This window comes from Pseudomonas sp. JV414, from assembly GCF_032424305.1.
Classification (GTDB): domain Bacteria; phylum Pseudomonadota; class Gammaproteobacteria; order Pseudomonadales; family Pseudomonadaceae; genus Aquipseudomonas; species Aquipseudomonas lini.
On record NZ_VYKC01000021.1, the window covers coordinates 157,332 to 175,408 of the forward strand.

An 18,077-nucleotide genomic window follows, 5' to 3' on the forward strand; every position below is an offset into this window, starting at 1 on the left:
GGCAAGCCCGCTCCCACAGTGATCTCGTTTGTTCACAAAACTTGTATTCACCCGAAGCCCTGTGGGAGCGGGCTTGCCCGCGATGAGGCCCTCAAGAACACCGCAACAATCAAGCAGACAAAAAAAGGCCCGCATCACTGCGGGCCTTTTTTTATAACGGTGGAGGAGGAGGGGTGTTAGCCCGCCACCAACACCCGAATCGCTTCCAGTCGCAGCGCGGCTTTGTCGAGCATGGCCAGGCCTTGCTCACGTTGCTTGCGCAAGGCAACCAGTTCGCTGTCGCGCACGGTCGGGTTGACCGCTTGCAACGCGGTCAGGCGTGCCAGTTCTTCGTCGGTATCGGCGGCCAGGCGACGTTGCGCCTCGGCCACGCGCTCGGCGTGACGCGGGGTGATTTTCTCTTCGCCGGCGTTGATCCGTGGCGTCAGCTGGTCGCGCTGGGCCTGGATGAACTTGTTGGCGCTGGCGCGGGGCACGCTTTCCAGTTGATCGTTCAGGGTTTCGAAAGACACTCGGGTCGACAGGTCGTTGCCGTTGGCGTCGAGCAGGCAGCGCAGGGCGGCCGGCGGCAGGTAGCGGCCCAGTTGCAGCGAGCGCGGGGCAACCACTTCGCTGACATAGAGCAGTTCCAGCAACACGGTGCCTGGTTTCAGCGCCTTGTTCTTGATCAGCGCCACGGCGGTGTTGCCCATCGAGCCGGACAGGACCAAGTCCATGCCGCCCTGAACCATCGGGTGTTCCCAAGTGATGAACTGCATGTCTTCGCGAGACAGTGCCTGGTTGCGGTCGTAGGTGATGGTCACGCCTTCGTCGTCGCCCAGCGGGAAGCTGGCGTCGAGCATTTTTTCGCTTGGCTTGAGGATCAGCGCATTTTCCGAATGGTCTTCGCTGTCGATGCCGAAGGCGTCGAACAGGGTTTCCATGTAGATCGGCAGGGCGAACTGATCGTCCTGCTCGAGGATGTCCTCGACCAGCGCATCACCTTCGCCAGCGCCACCGGAATTGAGCTCCAGCAAGCGGTCGCGACCGGTGTGCAGTTCGGCTTCCAGACGCTCACGTTCGGCGCGGGCTTCGTCGATCAGCGCTTGCCACTCGCCATCGTCGGCGGTTTCCAGCAGCGGCAGCAGGCGCGGGCCGAACTGATGCTGCAAGGCGTTGCCGGTCGGGCAGGTGTTGAGAAATGCGTTCAGCGCTTCGTGGTACCACTGGTACAGCCGTTCTTGCGGGCTGGTTTCCAGGTACGGCACGTGCAGTTCGATGATGTGCTTCTGACCGATCCGGTCGAGACGACCGATACGCTGCTCCAGCAGGTCCGGGTGCGACGGCAGGTCGAACAGCACCAAGTGGTGCGAGAACTGGAAGTTGCGACCTTCACTGCCGATTTCCGAGCAGATCAGCACCTGAGCGCCGAACTCTTCGTCGGCGAAGTAGGCGGCGGCGCGGTCACGCTCGAGGATGTTCATGCCCTCGTGGAAGACCGTAGCCGGAATGCCGGAACGTACGCGCAAGGCGTCTTCCAGGTCCATGGCGGTTTCGGCGTGGGCGCAGATCACCAGCACTTTGGTGCGCTTGAGCATTTTCAGGGTGTCGATCACCCACTCGACACGCGGGTCGAATTTCCACCAGCGCTCTTCTTCGTTGGCGTCCGGCTGGGCCTGGAAGCTGACTTCCGGGTACAACTCGGCGTGATCGCCCAATGGCAGTTCGAGGTATTCGGCCGGGCACGGCAGCGGGTACGGGTGCAGTTTGCGCTCCGGGAAACCCTGCACGGCAGCGCGGGTATTACGGAACAGCACGCGGCCGGTGCCGTGGCGGTCCAGCAATTCGCGGACCAGACGGGCGCTAGCTTCGGTGTCGCCATCGTTGACGGCGGTCAGCAGGGCTTCGCCTTCGTTGCCGAGGAAACCGTGGATGGTTTTGTGCGCTTCAGGCGACAGGCGCCCTTTGTCCAGCAGCTCCTGAACGGCTTCGGCCACCGGGCGATAGTTTTCGCTCTCGGCGCGGAAGGCGTGCAGGTCATGGAAACGGTTCGGGTCGAGCAGGCGCAGACGGGCGAAGTGGCTGTCCTGACCCAGTTGTTCCGGGGTCGCGGTCAGCAGCAAGACGCCGGGAATGACTTCAGCCAGTTGCTCCACCAGCGAGTACTGAGGGCTGACCTGGTCTTCGTGCCACACCAGGTGGTGCGCTTCATCGACCACCAGCAAATCCCAGCCGGCGGCGAACAATGCGTCCTGGGCCTTCTCGTCGTCCACCAGCCATTCGAGCGCAACCAATGCAAGCTGGGTGTCTTCGAACGGGTTGGCGGCATCGCTTTCGATGAAGCGTTCTTCGTCGAACAGCGCGACTTGCAGGTTGAAGCGGCGGCGCATCTCGACCAGCCATTGGTGCTGGAGGTTTTCCGGCACCAGGATCAACACGCGATTGGCGCGGCCCGAGAGTAGTTGGCGATGGATCACCAGACCGGCTTCGATGGTCTTGCCCAAGCCCACTTCGTCGGCCAGCAAAACCCGCGGCGCAATACGGTCGGCGACTTCACGGGCGATATGCAACTGGTGCGCGATCGGTTGCGCGCGCACGCCACCCAAGCCCCAAAGCGCGGACTGCAACTGGCGGCTGGTGTGTTCCAGGGTGTTGTAGCGCAGGGAGAACCAGGCGAGCGGGTCGATCTGTCCGGCGAACAAGCGGTCGCTGGCCAGACGGAACTGAATGAAGTTCGACAGTTGGGTTTCCGGCAGGGTGACCACTTCGTTCTGCGCGTTGAGGCCGTGGTAGACCAGCAGGCCATCGACATCGTCGACTTCTTGTACGGTCAGTTTCCAGCCTTCGAAGTGAGTGATGCTGTCACCCGGCGAAAACCGCACGCGGGTGAGGGGCGCATTCCGTAGCGCGTACTGGCGAGTCTCGCCAGTGGCCGGATAGAGCACGGTCAACAAGCGGCCGTCCTGTGCCAGAACGGTGCCCAAACCCAGCTCGGCTTCGCTGTCACTGATCCAGCGTTGCCCCGGTTGATACTGCTGCGCCATGCTGCCTGACTCCCACCTTGAAAAAGCGGGCTATCTTAACGGAATGAGCCTTCAGGGCCAAAGGATTACATGCGTGGGCTGATGGTGGATGCGAACTTTTCGGGAGATGAAGATCAAAAGATCGCAGGCTGCGCCAGCTCCTACGGTGCCAAGTGGATCACAAGTTTGCGACCGATGGCTCAAGTCGCCATTCCCGCAGCCGACAGCCTGCTGACAGGAGACTAATAATATGCTGCCACCGATGCTCCCCTTGAGCGCCGTACCAATCACTTCACAGCAGGATCCGATTCGCCAGCGCCCGGATATTCCGCCTGTGGTGCCGGTGCAGGAAAGCTCCAACGAAAGCACCATCGACCTGCAAAAGCGCGACCCGGAAGAGGCGGGCCTGCAGCTGCGCGAGGAACAGCGTCGCAAACAAGAGCAGGAGCGCCGCCGCCGTGAGGCCGATGAGGATCCTGAAGAACACCTGGCGATTCCCGGTAATGAGCTCAATGCCGACAACACCGTACCGGTGGTGCCGTTGATGGAGGATCAACCACGTCAGGGATTGTGGGTCGATATTGAAATCTGAAGTGTCGGATCACTGGTCAGCGCCCGCGCCAGACCGCATTATTGGCGTAATCCTGTCGCCTTTGACCGGCAGTTGAATTCATTTCCAAGCGATGCACTGAACGCCATGAGCCAAGATGACAAGCTGATCGACCTCAACTCCGAACGCGCCAAGCGGGTTCATGACCTTAATGAAAAGCGCCTGAACGAAGTGCGCCAGGCGTTCGAGCAGGCGATGCCGTTGGGCAAAGCGAAGAAAAAGCCGAAGAACAAACCGAAAAAGCGTTGAAAGACCCTGCATCGGTTGATGCAGGTCAGTTATTTCCCTTCCTTTTACGCCCGTCTAGGGCGGCATTGATCCCGGTCAATTTTCTCTCCTGCCCGATTGGTTAACTTAGCCCCATCGCAACAGGGCAAGTGCAGGAGGCTAGTCATGTTTTTCGACAACGTGGTGATCGCCGGAGTGCTGACAGTCGGCCTCATGGTTCTGTTTTTTGCAGGGTTTGGATTTTTTATCTGGAAGGATTCGCATAAGCGCAAACCGTAGGTCTTTCTGGAGCAATGAGCACGCAAGGCATTTTGGGCGACTTCGGTCGCCCTTTTTTTTGTCTGCGAATTTCTATCGGGGTGTACATAGAACTACTGTGGGAGCGGGCTTGCTCGCGAAGAGGCCATGACATTCAACATCTATGTTGGCTGCTAAGCCGCCTTCGCGAGCAAGCCCGCTCCCACAGTGGATCGGTGGTGTACGCGAAAATTGCAGCAATAAAAAAGGCGCGAACCTCACGGAACGCGCCTTTTTTGGTAGCGGTGTATCAGCTACCCAGTGCCTTGGACGCCAGCCAGAACAGGCCGGCCGACAGGGCCACGGTGGCGGGCAGGGTCAGGACCCAGGCCAGCAGGATGGTTCTGACGGTGCCGCCTTGCAGGCCGCTTTTGTTCGCGACCATGGTGCCGGCCACGCCTGAAGACAGGACGTGGGTGGTGGAAACCGGCAGGCTGAAGATGTTCGCCGCGCCGATCATGCACGCGGTGGTGATCTGCGCCGACATGCCTTGAGCGTAGGTCATGCCTTGCTTGCCGATTTTCTCGCCAATGGTCAGTACCACGCGTTTCCAGCCGACCATGGTGCCCAGGCCGAGGGCCAGTGCGACCGCCAGAATCACCCAGAACGGGGCGTATTCGGTGGTGGTGGTCAGGTCTTTGCGCAGCTTGTCCAGATCAGCCTTTTCACGGGCAGCGAGGCCTGGCAGCTTGGCGACTTTCTTCGCGGTGTCGTCCAGGCAGAGCAGGTAGCGACGTACTTCGATACGACTTTCCGACGGCAGCGAATGGTAGTCGGCTACACCTTTAAGGGTGCTGAGCAAAGCTGAAATGGTCGGTTCGGTCTGTTGCGGGTTGCAACGGAATTTCTCCGGCAAATCGCCTTTCACGCTTTTACCCAGTGCCAGGAACTCGCCCAGGGATTCGCGGTTGCGCTCGTAGAACTGGCTCAGGTGCAGGGTCGCATCGCGAGTTCGTTCGATCTGGTAGGTGGTGCTGTTCAGGTCGAGAACGAACTGCGCCGGCACGATACCGATCAGCACCAGCATGATCAGGCCGATACCTTTCTGGCCATCGTTCGAGCCGTGCACGAAGCTGACAGCCATCGCGGAAATCACCAGCACCAGACGGTTCCAGAACGGCGGGTGTTTCTTGTCGTCGATCTTGCGGCGCTGTTCCGGTGTCTTGTGCATCTTGGACAGCGGGCGCCACCATTTAAGACCGATCAGCACCAGGGCTGCGATCAGGAAACCGGCCATTGGCGAGAACACCAGGGACGCACCGATATCAATCGCCTTCTGCCAGTTCACGCCATCGGCCAACGGAATATCGTTGATCAGGGCGTTGGCCAGGCCGACACCGAGGATCGAACCGATCAGCGTATGAGAGCTGGAGGCGGGGATACCGAAGTACCAGGTGCCCAGGTTCCAGGTGATGGCGGCGGCGAGCAACGAGAACACCATGGCCAGTCCGTGACCGGTGTTCACATTGATCAGCAGTTCTACCGGCAGCAAATGGACGATGGCATACGCCACGCCCACACCGCCCAGCAGCACGCCGAGGAAGTTGAACACACCGGAAAAGAACACCGCCAGATGAGGCGGCATGGCTTTGGTGTAGATAACAGTGGCCACCGCGTTTGCGGTGTCATGAAAGCCGTTGATGAACTCGAAGGCGAGGACAAAGGCCAGGGCGAGCAAGAGGCTCACAAGCACCCAAGCATCCAGTCCGCTGAATAAATCGATCATGAAGGTTTTCTGACCCGGTCGTAAGGGGGCGCGATTATGCCAGAAAAGACTGCTAATCGATGCACTTGCTGCTCATCGGTAACATTCTTCAACGAATTAATTGGTGGCAATCCCCCAGGCCCCGGGTTTTTTCAGGGTTTTACAAGTCGTTGAATTTACTTGGAAAGGCCGCAGCCACAGGGGTTTCTCCCGTCGGGGCGAGAGGCTTGAACGCTTGTGTGAAATATCTGAGAAGAGGGCCAGACAGGAGCCATTTGCCTCATTCAATGGATGAGGGGGACCGCTGCCCGCTTGTAGCGGGCGCGAAAAGCATCATCCATACAACCCGCTTTTAACGGGTGCAGACGCAGGCTCTTGAAAGGATTCAAGCCGAGGCGGTCATGGCTCTTCGGCTTTGAGTTCCTTTTCCATCTTCTGCAATTCCTGGGAGAAGGCCTGGTCCTGAACGGTGGCGCGTTTACGCCAGGGTTTGCGTTCGGGTTCGGGCTGAGCGGCGTAGGTGGTGACTTCCCCGCCGTAAACTTCCTTGTAACGTTGTTCCTGGCGCTCAAGTTCCGCGCGCAGTTCGTCTTTCGTCACAGTGCTACCTGATTGAGTTGGGATTAATTCTGGTGAAACGCGCTGCATCGATTTATTGACCACGCTCATTGAAGGGACAATGCCTGACACGGCATCGTTCCCTCGGAGCAATCAATACGTCCTTGTTGCAGGCGGCCACGGCACCAGAGAAAAACAGCTGACGTAGCATCAGTCTCCTGTTTCAGCGAGCGCGTTGGCGGAACATATGAAATGAGCGTCAGGCGCTTGCTGCGGACAGCGGCAATGGATATTGCGCTGCCGGTTGGCGGAATCGGCACGTAAAAAACCGGTCGCCACTGAGGTGTATTATAGCGGTCGATCCGAAGAACACTATCTCTTGAGAGTTAAAAGTAGTTCCTCGTGTGTGATTGTTTTGTTACTCGCAAACTTTTACCGGTAACTACGGTGCCGGTGATGCCAGTTACAGCGATGACTTTCTGGCGCCATTAAGCCGAACGAATTAGTACATCCGTGTTTCTTTAAATCGTGACCGAAAATAACAATCGTATTGCATGGGCTGAAAGCAGTATGGCTCACCATAAGCAACCACTGATTGCGATTATCGGCCCATGGTTCGATAATCGCCCAATCTTGGTGGCCGGTGGCTTGTGTGTCAGACCGGGAGCCGCTTGTAATAGTCGCTGATCCGTGTGGGAAACAACTGATATGAACGATCAAATGCGCAATTCCTTCGCTTCAGTGGCACCGCCGATCGTTGCCTCGCCCGCCAAGCGAATCCAGGCCCTGACCGGTGACCCGGATTTCATGACCTCCCTGGCCCGTGGCTTGGCGGTGGTGCAAGCGTTCCAGGAGCGCAAGCGGCACCTGACCATTGCGCAGATCAGCCATCGTACGGAAATTCCCCGCGCCGCTGTGCGACGTTGCCTGCATACCCTGATCAAACTCGGCTACGCCACCACCGACGGGCGCACCTATTCGCTGCTGCCCAAAGTACTGACCCTGGGGCATGCCTATTTGTCGTCGACACCATTGGCGGTTTCTGCCCAGCCGTACCTGGACCGCATGAGCGAGCAACTGCATGAGGCTTGCAATATGGCCACGCTGGAGGGCGATGACATTTTGTACATCGCGCGCTCGGCAACCACCCAGCGGCTGATTTCCGTCGACCTCTCGGTGGGCGGGCGACTGCCGGCCTATTGCACGTCCATGGGCAGGATTCTTCTCGCCGCGCTGGACGACACGTCACTGCGCGAATACCTCGACCATGCAGAGCTGCAAGCCAAGACCAGTCGCACGTTGCATACCCCCGAGGCGTTGCTCGAATGCCTGCAAGAGGTACGGCAACAAGGCTGGTGCATCGTCGATCAGGAACTGGAGCAGGGTCTGCGCTCGATTGCCGTTCCGGTGTACGACGCTTCTGGCCAAGTAGTGGCGGCGTTAAACGTCAGTACCCACGCCGGCCGGGTCAGTCGCAGCGAGCTGGAACAGCGTTTCTTGCCCGGTCTGCTAAGCGCCAGCCGTGATCTGAGCGCGCAACTCTTTGCCTAAGCTGTTCGATAAACGCACGGAGTCGCGTTTATCGAATTGACGCTCTTTCCCTTGGATCATTAATGTCGCGGCAGCGTCAGCCCCGGCTGGCACCTGTTCGACTGCGTTCTTTGCGTGGAATAAAAATAATGAACCAGCCTCAGTCTGCTGTAGGAAACTGCCTCGACGTGCAGTCCTTCATCAACACTCAACCCATTTCGCGCTACCAATGGCGGGTGGTGATTTTATGTTTCCTGATTGTTTTCCTCGATGGCCTCGACACTGCGGCCATGGGTTTTATTGCGCCGGCACTGTCCCAGGACTGGGGGATCGATCGCGCCAGTCTCGGCCCGGTGATGAGTGCGGCGTTGATCGGCATGGTCTTCGGTGCGCTGGGGTCTGGCCCATTGGCTGACCGCTTCGGGCGAAAAGTCGTACTGGTGGGCGCGGTGTTGGTGTTCGGCGCTTTCAGCCTGGCGTCGGCCTACAGCACCAACGTCGATGAACTGCTGGTACTGCGTTTCCTCACTGGCCTGGGCCTGGGCGCCGGCATGCCGAACGCCACCACGCTGCTGTCCGAATACACCCCGGAGCGCAAGAAATCCCTGCTGGTGACCAGCATGTTCTGCGGCTTCAACCTTGGCATGGCCGGTGGCGGGTTCATCTCGGCCAAACTGATTCCGGCCTTCGGCTGGCACAGTCTGTTGATGATCGGCGGGGTTCTGCCGCTGATCCTCGCGGTCGTCTTGCTGTTCTGGTTGCCGGAATCGGCGCGCTATCTGGTGGTGCGCAACCGTGGCACGGACAAAGTGCGCAAGGCCTTGGCGCCGATCGACCCGACGGTGGTGGCTCAGGCTTCGAGCTTCAGCGTCCCGGAACAGAAAACCGTGAAGGCGCGCAATGTGTTTGCGGTGATCTTCTCCGGCACTTACAGCACCGGCACGTTGTTGCTGTGGCTGACGTACTTCATGGGCCTGGTGATTGTTTACCTGCTGACCAGTTGGTTGCCGACACTGATGCGCGACAGCGGCGCGAGCATGGAGCAGGCCGCATTCATCGGTGCGCTGTTCCAGTTCGGTGGGGTGTTGAGCGCAGTGGGTGTGGGCTGGGCGATGGACCGGTTCAATCCGCACAAGGTCATCGGCATTTTCTACTTATTCGCCGGGGTGTTTGCCTACGCGGTAGGGCAGAGCCTGGGCAACATCACATTGCTAGCGACCTTGGTATTGGTGGCCGGGATGTGCGTCAACGGTGCGCAATCGGCGATGCCGTCGCTGGCGGCGCGGTTTTACCCGACTCAAGGACGGGCGACCGGTGTGTCGTGGATGCTCGGGATTGGCCGCTTCGGCGCGATCCTCGGTGCGTGGATGGGCGCAACGTTGCTGGGCCTGGGCTGGAATTTTGAACAGGTGCTGACGGCGCTGGTGATTCCGGCTGCGTTGGCGACCACGGCGGTGGTGATCAAGGGCATGGTCAGTCATGCGGATGCGACCTGAGGGCGGGTTTCAGATTCTTCAGCGAGTCTGATGGCCTCTTCGCGGGCAAGCCCGCTCCCACAAGGATTGCGCATCAACCTGTGGGAGCGGGCTTGCCCGCGATGCTTTTAGGGATCGGTAGGGAGACAACAATCTGTTCGATAAACGAACACTCAGTCGATTATCGGATTGTTTGGCGTTTTCCAGGGGCTTACTCTTCAGTCATTCCGGCGCTGAACCTCGCGCCTTTTTCTACCACTGTCGGTTCATAACAAAACGGGAGCCTGCCCCATGGCTGAAATCCTTTCGCTGCATGACGCGGTAAAGCAGTTCGTCAACGACGGCGATACCGTCGCGCTCGAAGGCTTTACTCACCTGATTCCTACGGCGGCGGGTCACGAAATCATCCGTCAGGGCAAGAAAGATCTGACCCTGGTGCGGATGACGCCTGACTTGATCTACGACCAGTTGATCGGTGCCGGTTGTGCTCGCAAGCTGATTTTCTCCTGGGGCGGTAACCCGGGCGTGGGTTCGCTGCACCGTCTGCGTGACGCGGTCGAAAGGCAGTGGCCGCATGCGCTGGAAATCGAAGAACACAGTCACGCCGACCTGGCCAATGCCTACGTCGCGGGCGCTTCGGGCTTACCGTTCGCGGTGCTGCGTGCCTACGCCGGCTCCGACCTGCCAAAGGTCAACCCGCTGATCAAAACCGTCACGTGCCCGTTCACCGGCGAAGTGCTGGCGGCGGTGCCGTCGGTGCGCCCGGACATCACCGTGATTCACGCGCAGAAAGCCGACCGCAAAGGCAATGTGCTGCTCTGGGGCATTCTCGGCGTGCAGAAAGAAGCGGCGCTGGCCGCGAAGCGTTGCATCGTCACTGTTGAAGAAATCGTCGACGACCTCAACGCACCGATGAACGCTTGCGTGCTGCCGACCTGGGCCTTGAGCGCGGTCTGCCATGTACCGGGTGGTGCGCATCCGTCCTACGCTCACGGTTACACCGAGCGTGATAACCGTTTCTACCAGGCTTGGGACCCGATTGCCCGCGACCGTGAAACCTTCACCGCGTGGATCAACGAGTACATCCACGGTTGCGCTGACTTCAGTGAGTTCCAGGCCAAGCTGGCCGCTGCTTCGGAGGCCAAGTAATGACTTACACCACCAATGAAATGATGACCGTCGCCGCCGCCCGCCGTCTGAAAAACGGTTCGGTGTGTTTCGTCGGCATCGGCCTGCCGTCGAAAGCCGCCAACCTGGCGCGTCTGACTTCCTCGCCAGATGTAGTCCTGATCTATGAATCGGGTCCGATCGGTGCCAAGCCGAGCGTATTGCCGCTGTCGATCGGTGACGGTGAACTGGCGGAAACCGCCGACACTGTCGTCCCGACCGGTGAGATTTTTCGCTACTGGTTGCAGGGCGGGCGCATCGACGTCGGTTTTCTCGGCGCCGCGCAAGTCGACCGTTTCGGCAACATCAACACCACGGTGGTGGGCGATTACCATCAGCCGAAAGTTCGCCTGCCGGGCGCCGGTGGCGCGCCGGAGATCGCCGGTTCCGCCAAGAGCGTGCTGATCATCCTCAAGCAGTCGGCGCGTTCCTTTGTCGACAAACTCGACTTCATCACTTCGGTCGGTCATGGCGAGGGCGGTGATTCACGCAAGCGTCTCGGCCTGCCGGGCGCCGGTCCTGTCGGCATTATTACCGACCTGTGCATCATGGAACCTGAAGCGGACACCCATGAATTCGTGGTGACTGCGCTGCACCCCGGCGTGACCCGCGAGCAAGTGATGGCCGCCACCGGTTGGGCGATTCGCTTCGCCGATCAGGTGGAAAACACCGCCGAGCCAACCGATGTCGAGCTGACCGCACTGCGCGATCTGGAAGCCCGCACCGCTGCGGCCCACGGTCAAGCACCCGGAGAAGCCTGATGCGTGACGTTTATATCTGTGACGCCATTCGCACCCCCATCGGCCGTTTCGGCGGTGGCCTGTCGGCGGTTCGCGCCGATGACCTGGCCGCCGTACCGATCAAAGCGCTGATGGAACGCAATCCTTCGGTGGACTGGAACGCGGTGGACGAGGTGTTTCTCGGCTGTGCTAACCAGGCCGGCGAAGACAATCGCAACGTTGCGCGTATGGCGCTGTTGCTGGCCGGATTGCCGGAAACCATTCCCGGCGTGACCCTCAACCGCCTCTGCGCTTCGGGCATGGATGCCATCGGCACCGCGTTCCGTGCTATCGCCAGCGGTGAGATGGAGCTGGCGATTGCCGGCGGCGTCGAGTCGATGTCCCGTGCGCCCTTCGTGATGGGCAAGGCCGATGCCGCGTTTTCGCGCAACATGAAACTGGAAGACACCACCATTGGCTGGCGCTTCATCAACCCATTGATGAAAGCCCAATACGGCGTCGATGCGATGCCGCAGACCGCCGATAACGTGGCCGATGATTACCAGGTTTCCCGCGCCGATCAGGACGCGTTCGCCCTGCGCAGTCAGCAACGCACGGCGGCCGCGCAAGCCGCAGGATTTTTCGCCGAAGAAATCGTCGAAGTGCGGATTGCCCACAAGAAGGGTGAAAGCGTCGTTACACAAGACGAGCATCCCCGTGCCGACACGACATTGGAAACCCTGGCCAAACTCAAACCGGTCAATGGCCCGGACAAAACCGTTACCGCTGGCAACGCTTCCGGTGTGAACGATGGTGCGGCGGCGCTGATTCTGGCCTCCGGCGACGCGGTGAAGAAACATGGCCTGACTGCCCGCGCTCGGGTGTTGGGCATGTCGAGTGCCGGGGTCGCACCTAGGGTGATGGGCATCGGCCCGGTGCCAGCGGTGCGCAAATTGACTGAGCGCCTGGGCCTGGCGGTCAGCGATTTCGATGTGATCGAACTCAACGAAGCCTTCGCCAGCCAGGGCTTGGCCGTGCTGCGTGAACTGGGGTTGGCGGATGACGCAGCCCAGGTCAACCCGAACGGTGGCGCCATTGCCTTGGGTCATCCGCTGGGCATGAGCGGTGCACGCTTGGTACTGACCGCGCTGCATCAACTGGAAAAGACCGGTGGCAAGAAAGGTCTGGCGACCATGTGCGTCGGTGTCGGCCAGGGTCTGGCCTTGGCGATCGAACGCGTCTGACGCGTAGCAGTGACTAATAAGAACTGAGGAATGCTTCATGACTGACAAGCCTGGTTACCGCCGCCCGCAAGAGGGCACCCAGCCGGAGTACCTGCACCCGGCCTATCAATCCACCAACCTTCGCTCGCCGTCCAAGCCGTTGGTGTTTTTGCCTCATTCGCTGTCGGAAATCACCGGGCCGACCATTGGCGCCGATCGCATCGAGGAGCAGGACAACGACCTGACGGCGCAGCATCAGGGGGAGCCACTGGGTGAACGGATCATCATCCACGGCCGTGTGCTGGATGAAAACGGTCTGCCGGTGCCGGGGATTCTGGTGGAGATCTGGCAGGCCAACGCCGCCGGTCGCTACAACCATCCGCGCGACCTGCACGACGCGCCGCTGGACCCGAACTTCACCGGCACCGGTCGCACCGTGACCGACGCCGATGGCTGGTATCAGTTTCAGACCATCAAGCCCGGCGCCTATCCGTGGGGCAACCACCACAATGCCTGGCGCCCGGCGCACATCCATTTCTCACTGTTCGGGCCGAGTATTCTTACGCGTCTGGTGACCCAGATGTATTTCCCGGGCGACCCGTTGCTGGCCTACGACCCGATCTACAACTGCGTGCCCGATACCAGCGCCAAAGAGCGCCTGATCGCCAGTTTCGACCTGGAAAAAACTATCCCTTCCTACGCCCTCGGTTATCGCTGGGACATCGTTTTGCGCGGCCGCGACGCCACGCCGATGGAGAAATAAGATGACGCTGAACGCGACCACGTCCCACACCGTCGGGCCGTATTACCACATCGGCCTGACCTGGCTGAACCGCGAAGACCTGACCGTTGCACAGACCCTCGGCGAGCGCGTGGCGATCACCGGGCAAGTTGTCGATGGCAATGGCGACTTCGTCAATGACGCCATGCTCGAAGTGTGGCAGGCCAACGCTGCCGGCAAGTACGACCACCCCGAAGACGATCAAGACAAACCCCTGGACCCGAACTTCGAAGGTTTTGGCCGGGTGCCGGTGGATGCAGAAGGGCGTTTTCGATTTACCACGATCAAGCCGGGCACAGTGGAAGGCTTGAAAGGCACGACCCAGGCGCCGCATTTGGTGGTGCTGGTGTTTGCTCGCGGGTTGGTGAAGCACTTGTTGACTCGGATTTATTTCGACGGCGACCCGGCTAACGTGGCGGATCCGCTGCTGGAATGCGTGCCTGCTGAACGCCGTAGTACCTTGCTGGCGAAGCAGGATACTTCGGGTGTATATCAGTGGAACGTGATTCTGCAGGGAACGGATGCGGAGACGGTGTTCTTCGATTATTGAGATCAAGATCAAAAGATCGCAGCCTTCGGCAGCTCCTACCGGGAATGGGTGTGGTCAAACGCGGTTCCTGTAGGAGCTGGCGCAGCCTGCGATCTTTTGGCGCCTGCAAAATGACCTTTGATCTTTACGCGGGAGCCTGACCGGCCCTCGCCTGCAAGGACTGTTTATGAACCAGCGACCGGGCAATCAATTGTTCGATGCCTACTTCACGACACGCGACATGCGTGAGGTGTTCTGCGATCAGGGCCGGCTTCAGGCCATGCTTGATTTCGAAGCGGCACTCGCTCGCGCTGAAGCACGGGTTGGCCTGATTCCGCAGACGGCTGTTGCGTCTATCGAAGCGGCATGTCGGGCCGAGCATTACGACTTCGCCGCGCTCGGCGAGGCCATTGCCACGGCGGGGAATTCGGCGATTCCACTGGTCAAAGCACTGGGTAAACAGATCGCCAAGAGCGATGCCGAAGCCGAGCGCTATGTGCATCTGGGCGCGACCAGTCAGGACGTGATGGACACCGGCCTGGTGTTGCAACTGCGCCGCGCGCTGGAATTGATCGACGCTGATCTGGCGCAACTGGGGGAAACCCTAGCGACTCAGGCCTGGCGTTACGTTGCCACGCCAATGGCCGGCCGCACCTGGCTGCAGCACGCGACGCCGGTGACCCTCGGCATGAAGATCGCCGGTTGGTTGGGGGCGGTGACGCGCAGCCGTCAGCGTCTGCTGGAACTCAAACCGCGCCTGCTGGTGCTGCAATTCGGCGGCGCCTCCGGCACCCTCGCGGCCCTCGGCGAACAGGCGATGCCGATTGCCGAAGCCTTGGCCGCAGAGCTGCAGCTGGCACTGCCGGAGCAACCCTGGCACACCCAGCGTGATCGTCTGGTGGAGTTCGGCGCGGTGCTTGGATTGATCGCCGGCAGCCTCGGCAAACTCGGCCGCGATATCAGTCTGTTGATGCAGACCGAGGCCGGCGAAGTGTTTGAGCCGTCGGCGCCGGGCAAGGGCGGCTCCTCGACCATGCCGCACAAACGCAACCCGGTGGGCGCAGCGGTGCTTATCGGCGCGGCGACGCGGGTGCCGGGGTTGCTCTCGACGCTGTTCAGCGCCATGCCGCAGGAACACGAACGCAGTCTGGGCCTGTGGCATGCCGAGTGGGAAACCCTGCCGGAGATCTGCTGTTTGGTGTCAGGTAGCCTGCAGCAAGCGCTGTTGGTGGCCGACGGACTTGAAGTGGACGCGATGCGAATGACGCGCAACCTCGACCTGACCCAGGGCCTGGTGCTGGCCGAAGCCGTGAGCATCGTGCTGGCGCAACGGGTCGGTCGCGACACCGCGCACCATCTGCTGGAGCAATGCTGCAAGCGCGCCGTGGCTGAACAACGTCATCTGCGCGCGGTACTCGGCGACGAGCCGCAGGTGACTGCCGAGCTGTCGGACGCTGAACTTGATCGTCTGCTGGACCCTGCCCATTACCTCGGTCAGGCCCATACCTGGGTCGAGCGAGCGGTGGCTGAACATTTTGCGTTGACCTCTTGAAGGAGACTGCTGTGGCATTCGTACAACTCGCCGAGGGCGAACTGCACTACCAAATTCAAGGGCCGCAACTCGATGGACCGGCGGATGCGCCGGTGCTGGTGCTGTCCAACTCACTGGGTACCGACCTGCACATGTGGGACGCGCAGATCCCGGCGTTCACCGAGCATTTTCGCGTGCTGCGTTTCGACACCCGTGGTCACGGCCAGTCGTTGGTGACGCCGGGACCGTACAGCATCGAGCAACTGGGCCGCGACGTGCTGGCGCTGCTGGATGCGCTGCACATCGAACGCGCGCATTTCTGTGGTCTGTCCATGGGCGGGTTGATCGGCCAGTGGCTGGGGATCAATGCCGGTCAGCGTTTGAACAAACTGATCGTATGCAACACCGCGGCGAAAATCGGCGATCCGTCGGTGTGGAATCCACGGATCGAAACCGTGCTGCGTGACGGCGCGGCGGCGATGGTTGCCCTGCGCGATGCGTCGATAGCGCGCTGGTTTACTCCGGACTTTTCCGAGGCCAATCCGGCAGTGGCGAAGCAGATTACCGACATGCTCGCAGCGACTTCGCCTGAAGGTTACGCGGCCAACTGCGCGGCGGTACGCGATGCCGATTTCCGCGATCAGTTGTCCTCGATTCAAGTGCCGCTGCTGGTGATCGCCGGCACTGAAGATGCGGTGACGCCGCCGTCCGGCGGGCATTTCATTCAGGAGCAAGTGCGTGGCGCTGAGTACGCAGAGTTCTACGCCGCGCACCTGTCCAACGTCCAGGCCGGCGCTGCGTTCAGCGACCGGGTACTGGCATTTTTGTCAGCTCATTGAGGGGGATTGTTGTGGACGAGAAACAACGTTACGACGAGGGCCTGAATGTTCGCCGCGCAGTACTTGGCGACGCCCATGTCGACCGCAGCCTGAACGCGCTGACCGAGTTCAACTCGGAGTTCCAGGAGATGATCACCCGCCACGCCTGGGGCGATATCTGGACCCGCCCGGGCCTGCCGCGCCATACCCGCAGCCTGATCACCATCGCCATGCTGATCGGCATGAACCGCAATGAAGAACTCAAACTGCACCTGCGCGCCGCCGCCAACAACGGCGTGACCCGCGGCGAGATCAAGGAAGTGATCATGCAGAGCGCGATCTACTGCGGCATCCCGGCGGCCAACGCGACCTTCCACTTGGCTGAATCGGTGTGGGATGAGTTGGGGGTTGAATCGCGGGAGTAATCCGCGAAAGTTGTTGCCTGAGCTGACGCCTTCGCGGGCAAGCCTCGCTCCTACAGTTGGGCGGTGTGAACGCTGATTTTGTGTTCACCGAACATTCCTGTGGGAGCCGGGCTTGCCCGCGATGGCAGCGGTACATTCAAAATTTATGTAATTGAACGATTGCCATCGCGGGCAAGCCCGCTCCCACATTTTTTGGGTTTACAACAAACTGATCGGATAGCTGACGATCAACCGATTCTCGTCGAATTCGTTGTTGCTGAAGTCGCGTCGGATGGTTGAGTTGCGCCATTTGACGTTGAGGTCTTTGAGCGTGCCGCTCTGCACGGTATAGCCCAGTTCGCTTTCGCGGCCCCATTCCTTGCCGTCGGTGGTGGTTGCGGTGTGTACGTTGTCGCCGCTGATGTAGCGGTTCATTAACGTCAGGCCCGGCACGCCGAGCGCGGCGAAGTTGTAGTCGTGGCGCAGTTGCCAGGATTTTTCCTTCGCGTTGTCATAGCTGGCGTTGTAGCTGTCGTTGGCCAGGGTGCCACCGCTGGTGCCGTTGACTCGCATCCAGGCGCTGTCGCCGGTGAGTTTTTGCAGGCCGACGTAGAAGGTGTTGCCGCCATATTTGGCCGAGAACAGGCCCGACCAGGTCTTGTTGTCCAGCTCACCAGCCTGGGCACTGCCGTCATCCTTGCCATAGAAGAACCCCAAATTGGCGCCGAATGTCCAGTCGCCCAGCGGTTGGGTGTGGATCAGGTTGACGTATTGCTGGCTGTAGATGTCCTTGAGTTCAGCGTTCCACAGGCCGATCTGAGTGCGCTTGCCGTTGAAGGCATATTCACCGCCCTGGAAGTTGAAGCGGTCTGAGGTAAACGCCGTTTTGCCGGTCATCGACATGTCATTCATGCTGCTGTCATCGCGCGGGCTGTTGGCGCGGAACTGGCCGCCGTAGAGCGTCAGGCCGTTGATTTCCTTTGAGGTGATCTGGCCGCCACGGAAGGTTTGCGGCAGCGAGCGGCCGTCGTCCGAACGCAGGATCGGCAGCACCGGCATCCATTCACCGACCTTCACTTCGGTCTGGGACAGTTTCGCCTTGAACGCCACATTGGTGCGACCGAAGTTATCCGCCGGGCGACCATCGTGATCCAGCGGCAACAACTGCGTACCCCCGGTGCCTTTGCCGCCGTCGAGCTTGACCGAATACAACCCCAGCACGTCCATGCCGAACCCGACGGTGCCCTGGGTGAACCCGGACTTGGCGTCGAGGATGAAACTTTGCGTCCACTCTTCAGCCTTGCCCTGGGTCTTGGTCGGGTTGGTGAAGTTACGGTTGATGTAGAAGTTGCGCAGGTTCAGGTTGACCTTGGCGCCTTCGACAAAACCGGCTTCCTCGGCCATGGCGGGCAGGGCCGCACCGGCCAGTGCGATGGCGATCAGGCTGGGTAAGAAATACTGCGTGGAAGGCGTCATGGGCTCGGGTCTCTCTAATTCCTG

At 60.3% G+C, this 18,077-nt stretch carries 18 protein-coding genes; 14 read left to right on the forward strand and 4 right to left on the reverse strand.

Going from position 1 to position 18,077, the window contains the following annotated elements:
* Positions 1 to 176 precede the first annotated feature (176 nt).
* Positions 177 to 3,023 carry an RNA polymerase-associated protein RapA gene (gene rapA, locus F6R97_RS22720; RefSeq protein WP_315867129.1) on the reverse strand — a complete coding sequence of 949 codons (2,847 nt, stop codon included), beginning with the start codon at positions 3,021 to 3,023 and terminating at the stop codon, positions 177 to 179.
* Positions 3,024 to 3,092: 69 nt separating this feature from the next.
* On the opposite strand from rapA, the gene F6R97_RS22725 reads away from it, so the two are divergent.
* The 4 genes from F6R97_RS22725 to ccoM all read left to right on the forward strand — a co-directional run bounded on the left by F6R97_RS22725 (position 3,093) and on the right by ccoM (position 4,119).
* Entirely contained in the window at positions 3,093 to 3,248 is a 156-nt protein-coding gene (locus F6R97_RS22725) for a hypothetical protein (protein ID WP_315867130.1), read from the forward strand.
* Positions 3,249 to 3,252: 4 nt separating this feature from the next.
* Positions 3,253 to 3,594: a hypothetical protein gene (locus F6R97_RS22730; RefSeq protein WP_030132729.1), complete on the forward strand. Its 342-nt coding sequence runs from the start codon at positions 3,253 to 3,255 to the stop codon at positions 3,592 to 3,594.
* Positions 3,595 to 3,699: 105 nt separating this feature from the next.
* Positions 3,700 to 3,861 carry a hypothetical protein gene (locus tag F6R97_RS22735; protein WP_007935839.1) on the forward strand — a complete coding sequence of 54 codons (162 nt, stop codon included), beginning with the start codon at positions 3,700 to 3,702 and terminating at the stop codon, positions 3,859 to 3,861.
* Positions 3,862 to 4,005: 144 nt separating this feature from the next.
* The gene (gene ccoM / locus F6R97_RS22740; RefSeq protein ID WP_010462558.1) at positions 4,006 to 4,119 is read left to right on the forward strand and encodes a cytochrome c oxidase subunit CcoM; all 114 of its coding nucleotides are present in this window, start codon (positions 4,006 to 4,008) and stop codon (positions 4,117 to 4,119) included.
* A 268-nt stretch (positions 4,120 to 4,387) separates the two neighbouring features.
* On the opposite strand, the gene F6R97_RS22745 is transcribed toward ccoM, so the two are convergent.
* A complete protein-coding gene (locus F6R97_RS22745; RefSeq protein WP_038979257.1) occupies positions 4,388 to 5,863 on the reverse strand; it encodes an inorganic phosphate transporter in 1,476 nt (491 codons plus the stop codon).
* A 378-nt stretch (positions 5,864 to 6,241) separates the two neighbouring features.
* Complete coding sequence (locus F6R97_RS22750) at positions 6,242 to 6,442, reverse strand: hypothetical protein (RefSeq protein WP_007903846.1); 201 nt, start codon at positions 6,440 to 6,442, stop codon at positions 6,242 to 6,244.
* Positions 6,443 to 7,108: 666 nt separating this feature from the next.
* On the opposite strand from F6R97_RS22750, the gene pcaR reads away from it, so the two are divergent.
* The 10 genes from pcaR (at position 7,109) to pcaC (ending at position 16,598) form a co-directional block, all read left to right on the forward strand.
* On the forward strand, positions 7,109 to 7,951 hold the full coding sequence (gene pcaR, locus F6R97_RS22755; RefSeq protein ID WP_007903845.1) for a pca regulon transcriptional regulator PcaR: 843 nt from the start codon (positions 7,109 to 7,111) through the stop codon (positions 7,949 to 7,951).
* 128 nt (positions 7,952 to 8,079) lie between these two features.
* Entirely contained in the window at positions 8,080 to 9,426 is a 1,347-nt protein-coding gene (locus tag F6R97_RS22760; RefSeq protein WP_315867131.1) for an MFS transporter, read from the forward strand.
* 270 nt (positions 9,427 to 9,696) lie between these two features.
* Positions 9,697 to 10,554, forward strand: coding sequence for a CoA transferase subunit A (locus tag F6R97_RS22765; protein ID WP_007903838.1), 858 nt, complete (start codon positions 9,697 to 9,699; stop codon positions 10,552 to 10,554).
* A complete protein-coding gene (locus F6R97_RS22770; protein WP_315867132.1) occupies positions 10,554 to 11,333 on the forward strand; it encodes a CoA-transferase subunit beta in 780 nt (259 codons plus the stop codon). The genes F6R97_RS22765 and F6R97_RS22770 overlap by 1 nt, the downstream gene beginning before the upstream one ends.
* Positions 11,330 to 12,535, forward strand: coding sequence for a 3-oxoadipyl-CoA thiolase (pcaF, locus tag F6R97_RS22775; protein WP_174160272.1), 1,206 nt, complete (start codon positions 11,330 to 11,332; stop codon positions 12,533 to 12,535). Before F6R97_RS22770 ends, pcaF begins: the two co-directional genes overlap by 4 nt.
* A gap of 37 nt (positions 12,536 to 12,572) precedes the next feature.
* A complete protein-coding gene (gene pcaH / locus F6R97_RS22780) occupies positions 12,573 to 13,277 on the forward strand; it encodes a protocatechuate 3,4-dioxygenase subunit beta (RefSeq protein WP_038979261.1) in 705 nt (234 codons plus the stop codon).
* Position 13,278: 1 nt separating this feature from the next.
* Positions 13,279 to 13,845: a protocatechuate 3,4-dioxygenase subunit alpha gene (pcaG, locus tag F6R97_RS22785; protein WP_038979262.1), complete on the forward strand. Its 567-nt coding sequence runs from the start codon at positions 13,279 to 13,281 to the stop codon at positions 13,843 to 13,845.
* A gap of 166 nt (positions 13,846 to 14,011) precedes the next feature.
* The gene (locus tag F6R97_RS22790) at positions 14,012 to 15,376 is read left to right on the forward strand and encodes a 3-carboxy-cis,cis-muconate cycloisomerase (protein WP_315867133.1); all 1,365 of its coding nucleotides are present in this window, start codon (positions 14,012 to 14,014) and stop codon (positions 15,374 to 15,376) included.
* 11 nt (positions 15,377 to 15,387) lie between these two features.
* Positions 15,388 to 16,194, forward strand: coding sequence for a 3-oxoadipate enol-lactonase (gene pcaD, locus F6R97_RS22795; protein ID WP_315867134.1), 807 nt, complete (start codon positions 15,388 to 15,390; stop codon positions 16,192 to 16,194).
* Between the two features lie 11 nt (positions 16,195 to 16,205).
* On the forward strand, positions 16,206 to 16,598 hold the full coding sequence (gene pcaC / locus F6R97_RS22800) for a 4-carboxymuconolactone decarboxylase (RefSeq protein WP_008005892.1): 393 nt from the start codon (positions 16,206 to 16,208) through the stop codon (positions 16,596 to 16,598).
* A 198-nt stretch (positions 16,599 to 16,796) separates the two neighbouring features.
* On the opposite strand, the gene F6R97_RS22805 is transcribed toward pcaC, so the two are convergent.
* Positions 16,797 to 18,053 (reverse strand): OprD family porin, encoded by a 1,257-nt coding sequence (locus tag F6R97_RS22805; RefSeq protein ID WP_315867135.1) that lies wholly within the window; start codon positions 18,051 to 18,053, stop codon positions 16,797 to 16,799.
* Positions 18,054 to 18,077 lie beyond the last annotated feature (24 nt).

Bases quoted from the DNA above. Each gene is read 5' to 3' on its own strand.
- rapA (WP_315867129.1), bottom strand. From the start codon at position 3,023: ATGGCGCAGCAGTATCAACCGGGGCAACGCTGGATCAGTGACAGCGAA.
- F6R97_RS22725 (WP_315867130.1), top strand. From the start codon at position 3,093: ATGCGTGGGCTGATGGTGGATGCGAACTTTTCGGGAGATGAAGATCAA.
- F6R97_RS22730 (WP_030132729.1), top strand. From the start codon at position 3,253: ATGCTGCCACCGATGCTCCCCTTGAGCGCCGTACCAATCACTTCACAG.
- F6R97_RS22735 (WP_007935839.1), top strand. From the start codon at position 3,700: ATGAGCCAAGATGACAAGCTGATCGACCTCAACTCCGAACGCGCCAAG.
- ccoM (WP_010462558.1), top strand. From the start codon at position 4,006: ATGTTTTTCGACAACGTGGTGATCGCCGGAGTGCTGACAGTCGGCCTC.
- F6R97_RS22745 (WP_038979257.1), bottom strand. From the start codon at position 5,863: ATGATCGATTTATTCAGCGGACTGGATGCTTGGGTGCTTGTGAGCCTC.
- pcaR (WP_007903845.1), top strand. From the start codon at position 7,109: ATGAACGATCAAATGCGCAATTCCTTCGCTTCAGTGGCACCGCCGATC.
- F6R97_RS22760 (WP_315867131.1), top strand. From the start codon at position 8,080: ATGAACCAGCCTCAGTCTGCTGTAGGAAACTGCCTCGACGTGCAGTCC.
- F6R97_RS22765 (WP_007903838.1), top strand. From the start codon at position 9,697: ATGGCTGAAATCCTTTCGCTGCATGACGCGGTAAAGCAGTTCGTCAAC.
- F6R97_RS22770 (WP_315867132.1), top strand. From the start codon at position 10,554: ATGACTTACACCACCAATGAAATGATGACCGTCGCCGCCGCCCGCCGT.
- pcaH (WP_038979261.1), top strand. From the start codon at position 12,573: ATGACTGACAAGCCTGGTTACCGCCGCCCGCAAGAGGGCACCCAGCCG.
- pcaG (WP_038979262.1), top strand. From the start codon at position 13,279: ATGACGCTGAACGCGACCACGTCCCACACCGTCGGGCCGTATTACCAC.
- F6R97_RS22790 (WP_315867133.1), top strand. From the start codon at position 14,012: ATGAACCAGCGACCGGGCAATCAATTGTTCGATGCCTACTTCACGACA.
- F6R97_RS22805 (WP_315867135.1), bottom strand. From the start codon at position 18,053: ATGACGCCTTCCACGCAGTATTTCTTACCCAGCCTGATCGCCATCGCA.